Source organism: Ferrimicrobium sp. (genome assembly GCF_027319265.1).
Lineage (GTDB): Bacteria > Actinomycetota > Acidimicrobiia > Acidimicrobiales > Acidimicrobiaceae > Ferrimicrobium.
The window spans coordinates 1-6,710 of sequence record NZ_DAHVNP010000023.1 but is presented as its reverse complement, the minus strand read 5'-3'; the positions used below and the strand labels follow the sequence as shown (position 1 = coordinate 6,710).

Annotated in this window: 4 protein-coding genes and 1 pseudogene; 2 read left to right on the top strand and 3 right to left on the bottom strand. The window is 51.5% G+C overall.

All coding sequences use genetic code 11. The features are described from left to right. Positions 1 to 339, bottom strand: a 339-nt coding sequence (locus M7439_RS02420) for a hypothetical protein (RefSeq protein ID WP_308464369.1), incomplete at its 3' end; no start/stop codon positions are given. 1,364 nt (positions 340 to 1,703) lie between these two features. Here M7439_RS02420 and M7439_RS02415 point away from each other — a divergent pair. Next, positions 1,704 to 4,658 carry a methyltransferase domain-containing protein gene (locus M7439_RS02415; protein ID WP_308464368.1) on the top strand — a complete coding sequence of 985 codons (2,955 nt, stop codon included), beginning with the start codon at positions 1,704 to 1,706 and terminating at the stop codon, positions 4,656 to 4,658. Then, complete coding sequence (locus M7439_RS02410; RefSeq protein ID WP_308464367.1) at positions 4,651 to 5,643, top strand: hypothetical protein; 993 nt, start codon at positions 4,651 to 4,653, stop codon at positions 5,641 to 5,643. The genes M7439_RS02415 and M7439_RS02410 overlap by 8 nt, the downstream gene beginning before the upstream one ends. Positions 5,644 to 5,707: 64 nt before the next feature. Here the strand turns inward: M7439_RS02410 and M7439_RS02405 are convergent, their stop codons facing one another. Together M7439_RS02405 and M7439_RS02400 are read right to left on the bottom strand one after the other, a co-directional pair. Further along, positions 5,708 to 6,388, bottom strand: coding sequence for a methyltransferase domain-containing protein (locus M7439_RS02405; protein WP_308464366.1), 681 nt, complete (start codon positions 6,386 to 6,388; stop codon positions 5,708 to 5,710). A gap of 45 nt (positions 6,389 to 6,433) precedes the next feature. Next, a pseudogene (locus M7439_RS02400) lies at positions 6,434 to 6,710 on the bottom strand (hypothetical protein); the annotation flags it as partial.

The window sequence follows — 6,710 nt, the reverse complement described above, 5'->3', positions numbered from 1 at the left end:
GGACCCGGATTGCCAGTTATTGCTCCCCGCGGTTGTGATGGATTGTCCTTGGTAACTAGGGACAAGGGTATCGGTACCTGCGACGTTGAGGTAGCTAAAGACTTTGGAGAGACTCGGCACGGTTCCAGAGATGAGGAGTTGATTGTTGGCAACTCGGGTAATAGAGGTGATGGTGAGCATGTAGGCGCTTGGGATCGATGGGGAGAGGGCGGAGACGATGATGGTACCTGTACTGAGAGAGGAGGTTAAGGGAGTTGAGGCGAGAACCAGAGTCTCGGTGGGCACAGAGGAGGAGTTGTTGACCGATAAGGAGACATCATCTGCTGGGGGGATAACCACCACCCCAGATTGGAGTCGGTAGTAGCTCGAGGATGGTGAGGAACTGGAGGAGGACTGGCTGGTTGAGGAGGACTGAGAGGTTGAGCTAGGGCCTGTTGAGTTCGGGACAGTGGAGTTCGTAAGGGTGGCAACCTTGGCCTTAGCACCATTGGGTGCTGGTTCACTCGGTAAGTACCGAGAGGTACTGGTCTGATTCGAGAGAGAGGTGTGAGAGCTAGAGGACCGAGAGGTTGAACTGGACTGGGAGCTAGAGGTGGAGAGAGAACTGGCCGAGGACCGAGAGGCCGAGGTCTGGTTGGGGTGAGTTGCATTAGCCAGCGTAGTGCCTTGGGTCTTGGAAGCACTGGGTACCGTCTCACTCGGCAGAGACCGAGAGGTGCTGGTCTGATTCGAGAGAGAAGGCTGAGGGGTTGAGGTCGACTGAGGGGTTACCTTTGGAGCAGCACTACTACGGGACTGAGAGAGGGGAGGTAACCCTGTGGAGCCCTTGGCAGAAGAGCTCGTCAGGAAGAAGGCAGAACCAACAAGTCCAATCACCAGCGCTAATGTGAGAAGCAGTCTTGCTCTCATCTGTTACTGGCTTTCAGAGCAGTCCTGAAGTCACGACGGACAGGAGGAACGACAGTGAAGGAGTCGAGGAGAACCATCAGCCGTCTACCAACAAGGATCCTGGGTACCAAGGGGCAAGAGGCATTACAAACACTCCCGTGCTTCATGGCTCCCCTCCCCAGATAATTATTTGTATGAATGTACTCTCCAAGGCAAGCTTTGTCAAGTCGTGAGCGGACTTCCCTCGGCGAAGTGAAGATTCAGTGGGGGTTGGATGGGAATTGCCACATGTGTTTGTAAGAAGTTCCCGCCGGAGAGTCGACCATCATCCACCCCACTCACTCCTATACGGCAGCCTCAAACCTACTACTTAAAGTGGTCTTTGCTCTGGAGCGGGCATCTCGCAACCCGTTGGGCAATATAGTCGAAGTCGATGACACGCTCGTGGACCGGAACTCAGTGCTACAAGTCCATACAGGTGGCTATATCTCATAGTGATCATTACGACACTGTATTGTGATATCTAAATCAGTATGGATTTGCCGTCTGCTTCCTTAGCTGCAAACACTTGCGCCTGATCTCCATGCGCTAGGGTCGCCTTAATCGATCGCAGCCCGTACGTTAATCGGACCCATGTCGGCACCATGCAGCGGAAAGGGAGCCCGCCTCCACTCGGGTGCCTGCGGTTGCCACGAAAGGGCTTGGCGCTAGCCTTGCACTGGATTCTGGCGCCACCCCAATAGTTGTACGCTATTGTTGTACAATGAAACACACTGGATAGCTAGGGTCAGCAGCGGCATTTGGAAGGATTATGTATGCAAAACTCCGTCACGGAGGGCCATTTATATGCTCGCGAGCCAATAGACCCTTCCGGAACTGACTCGCTAGCCGTCATCGCCCGGATGATTACCGCTGGAAGTACAGTTCTTGATGTCGGGTGTTCGACGGGAGAATTGGGCCGCTATCTTACCAATTCCAAAGATTGTATCGTCGATGGACTGGACTATAATCCAGTAGCACTCTCTGTAGCAAAAGCCCACTATCGAAGTGTTGCACTCGCTGATCTAAACCAAGATCGAATTGACAGTCTTATCGGTAGCCAAACCTACAATTACATCGTCTGCGCTGATGTCCTCGAACACCTTCTCGATCCCAGCAATTTGCTCGATCAACTGAAAGAGCACTTAACCGATAGTGGGCAAATCATCTTTTCGGTCCCCAATGTTACTTACATCGGAGTAGTTGTTGAACTATTATTTGGTAAGTTCAACTATCGTGATGATGGCATCCTCGACCGCACCCATCTGCATTTCTTTACCAAAGATAGCTTCACAGAATTCCTCATTCAGCATCAACTCCGGGTTGACTCAGCAGTAGACATTCAGCTCGACTTAGCCTATTCCGAATTCTCCCATTATCTTCTATCAGACTTTTCCCACAAGGAATTAAAACCTCTACTCGATCGACCTGATGCACTGACCTATCAATTCGTTCTGGCAACAACGATCGCCGACAGTGAGTCAAGCAACATCCCGCCATCAACCATCGCGAGGCACGACCCACCCCGTCTTGAGATCGGTCTTTCATGGAAGAGAAGCGACGACGAAGCCTTTCGCACGTCTAACCGGACCGTGCAACCACTCTCGATTGGGAGTGAAGGCGAGCGGTTTCGCTTCGACGTAGGTGACGCAACTGCCAAGACAATATTGGCCCTAGACACGGCAAACCAACCCGGATACCTGAGCGTCCTCGACATTAGCCTCTGGCAAAATGAACTTCTGCTCTGGCAGCACTCTTACACCGGTGACAGGTCGCTAGCCGAAGCCGATCCTACCCTAATTGATCCTCGCCACGACCGAGGCATGCGTTCATCACTGGCAAGCATCTCAACAACACGTGATGATCGTATCGAACTACCTATTCCACCTAGCCTGCTCGGCACCGCAACCGCACTTGAGGTAACTATCTCGTGGTACACGCTACGCGAATATCTGCTCAGTCTCCGGGATCAGATAGTTCGTATGGAACATCAAAACAGCCACCTGTGGACGCAGGTTGCAACTTCCGGAGAATCCAACAAACCAACGGAAGCGAGCGATCTTCGTCGCCAACTTCGCCGATCTGAGGAGCGCCTGCGCTACGAGATCCTCTATAACTATCTGAATATTCAACAGATCAACGCGACACTTGTTGCACGTGAGCAGTCCCATGCGGGAGAGGTCTCTCAACTTATCGACCAACTCGAACAGCGTGAACTCAAACATTCACAAGAACTAGCTCAACTCGATGCTCTCAAAGTTCATCTAAGCGAGCGAGATCAACTCTTGGCCGAACTCTATGCCAGCACCTCATGGCGACTAAGTGAGCCTTTGCGTAGCCTTGGTGCTCGCATCCCTCAACCGCTTAGAAGGCTTCTCTCCGCATTCATTCACCAAAACAACCCAGCCAATAGACCCGATGAAGATCAACCTACACGCGGAGACGATACATCTGTCATCAAAGATGTCCCAATAGTTGACACAAAGGAAGATCGGGTGCAGCAACCTATCGACCGGAGAGTTCAAGATCTCTATCTTCCTGCATTTCGAAGCCAAGAGCATGTAAGGCGTACGAAGGAATCAAACTTAGCATGTGACTTTCCAATAGCCTTAATGATTGATGCTATCTGGCCAGAACCAGACCGCGATGCTGGCTCACTCTTGATAATGAGCCAACTTGATGCTGTTAAAAGGCTCGGCTACCAAGTTATCTTTAGCCCGACAGTTGATGCAGATGGGTTCACCACGTACCGCGAGGCGCTCACACAAGCTGAAATCCTGTGTCCAACTGGTGAACTGGTAGAGAATTTGGAGGATTTCATCGCCAACTATGGAGAGATCCTCGACTTGGTTATCCTCTCACGGGTAACCTGTGGGGGTTACTACTATGAGAAGATCAGAGAACATGCGCCTCGGGCAAAAGTTGTTTTCAGTCCAGTGGATCTGCATGGTGTCCGTGAGATACGAGCGGGGGAGGTTAACGCTGATATCAAAACGGTGAATAAGGCTCGTGCGTTACTCGAGCGGGAACTCTATCTAACTCGCAATTCTGAGGCAACAATGGTGGTTTCAGATATAGAAGGTCATTTCCTACAAAGGCGTGTACCAGGTGCTAACATCTACACCACTCCGGTATTGACCCACCAAGATCGGCCGGTTCCAGGTTTTTCGGAGCGAGGACACGTCATTGGTTTTATCGGGAACTTCGGTCACTTGCCCAACATTGATGCGGTAGAGGTTCTCGTCCGCGAGATTTGGCCGACGTTATCTACCTACGAACCCGGGTTGCGTCTTCAAATTGTAGGCCAGTCGCTCCCTAAGACAATTCTCGACATTCTCCCACCTGGAGTCGAATATCTAGGTCATGTTGAAAACATTGAATTGTGGCTCGCCTCGATCAAGGCGACGGTGGCTCCACTCCGCTTTGGTGCAGGTGCCAAGGGCAAGATCGTGACCAGCCTTTCAGCTGGTGTTCCCTGTATAGCGACGGAGATTGGAGTCGAAGGGATGGGTCTTGTTCCAAACAGAGACATCGTCATCGCTGCAAATGTGGATGACTTCGTCACTGGCCTACTAGCCATCGTCAATGATCAGGTCAACTGGGAACGACTCTCATATAGCGCGGTAGAGAAAATGCGGGCGGACTACAGCCCTGGGGTTGTCTTAGCCACTTGGCATGAGATGCTCTCATCCATTGGTGCTCCTTGCGAACTGGGAGGAATGAGTGAGTGAATCTTTTTGCAACGTGGCGAATCGCAATTCAAGCGTGCGAGGAATAGTAGCATTCACAATCTGCTCCAAGAACTTTCTAGCCTCGGCCAAGACACTGCATCAGAGCTTGATGGAACACCACCCAGGTTCAACGTTCTACGTCTTCTTGTGTGATGACGCCAGCGATATTTCCGTTGATGAGCTGCCATTCAAGCTCATCGAGATCAACGATCTTGGTGTGGTAAACATTGATACCATGATCAACCGTTACAACATCACCGAACTCAACACCTCCCTAAAACCGTTCGCCTTCTTGTGGTTAGCAACCTTATATCCAAACGAAATGCTATTTTATTTTGACCCGGACATCCTCGTGGTGAGTGCGATGGACGAGATCCTCAGTCTCCGTGCCGATTCAACCGTCAACTGCATCCTCACTCCCCATCTTCTTGAGCCAGCAGAGTTTGCCGAGATGAGCGAGTATCGCATCCTAGAATATGGAACATTCAATTTCGGCTTCGTCGCGCTGCGTGCAACCTCTGAAACTATGCGAATCATGAGTTGGTGGTCACGACGCCTCGAGGAGCGCTGTGTCATCGACACAGCCCACCAGCTCTTTGTTGACCAACGATGGGGTGATCTATTTCCTTCCTTTATAGGAGGAACTGCTATACTACGCCATCCTGGTTACAACGTTGCCTACTGGAATCTTTCACAACGCAGGCTGGGCTTCGAACCCTCCCGAAATGGCCGACTACACTGGACAGTGAACACTGAACCATTACGATTCTTCCACTTCAGTGGCTCTGTCCTTGGGTACCCAGGTATATTCTCGAGGCACAGCTCTCAATTTGTACTCGGGGCAAATGAGCAGCTCGACAGACTATTTCGCCATTATGTGGACCTCGTCGACGATAACGGTCGCAGCTACTACAGTACGCTTCCCTACTCCTTCTCATGGGGAGGCATCGAGGGTCGAAATGAACACACGCCAAGCCCAGCTTAGGCTTGGACCAGTTTGCCTCGCCGATAGTCACCGTTATCCTCAAAACCGGTGGCACTGATCCTGCTTAGAGATCTGGCTGTTGCCATGCATCTTCCCGGTAGACTCCCTCGCCAATCTTCAAGGGTCGCTTGGTAACCGAGGCTCCCCGTTCAAAGACCACGACGCTGTCATAGAAGTGCATCGAGAGCGTCGACTTCGTAAACTCGGTTGGCTCGCTCGCACCACGCGTATGGTCGGCGTTGAGTTCGTCTATGAGCGACTTAGAAAGCTCAATAAAGGTGCCATCACGTCTGAGTCCACCACCAAACTCATTCCAGTATGACGTGTGCATGTCCTCTACCATATACACTCCTGCCTTATCCATCCTTGGATATAGAAAGCGAAAGCTCTCAATCGTGTCCTTCATAACGTGACTTGCATCATCGAGAACTATGTCTAACCGCCCAAACTCCTCAACAATCGTGGCAAGAAACTCGGTATCGTGTTGAAAACCAATACGAACTGCGATCTGATCCTCTTCGAACTCCCTGGAGTCATCGACAAAGTCCACCCCGATGATCTGGGCTCTTGGTCCAAGGTAACGCTTCCACAGCTGCAAGGATCCGCCATCTCCACAGCCAAGCTCAAGCATCGTAACAGGACGATTGACATATCGTGAGAAATGGGCCTCGTAGGCCGGAAAGTAATGCGTCCATTTGTGAACGACCCGTTGCTCGTTCGTCAAAAACTCCGACCAAAGACTCATAAATCTGCATCCCTCGCTTGATTCAACACCAATAGGTTAATCCACTCACCCGTAGTACCCCAGTACGTCAACGATGAGATCGGTGGAGCCAAGGGAGTTATAGAAGGCTACCTGGCCACTAGAAGAGACGTTGACTACGACAAGGTTGGGCACGGTGTCCCCTTGGGTCCAGTTCAAGTCAGAGACGATCGGGGGTGAGGTCAGGCCCGCTGGATAGGCGGTTAGGTAGCTGGTGGCGGTGGTGTTGGTGACGGTGACGTTCAAGACAACAGCGGATGCATTGGTTGGTACTCCCCCACTGGTGGCTCCTGATGGGTTGGTA

What these genes read in the sequence shown, in the direction of transcription:
- M7439_RS02405 (WP_308464366.1), bottom strand. Translation starts at nt 6,388, where the DNA reads ATGAGTCTTTGGTCGGAGTTTTTGACGAACGAGCAACGGGTCGTTCAC.
- M7439_RS02415 (WP_308464368.1), top strand. Translation starts at nt 1,704, where the DNA reads ATGCAAAACTCCGTCACGGAGGGCCATTTATATGCTCGCGAGCCAATA.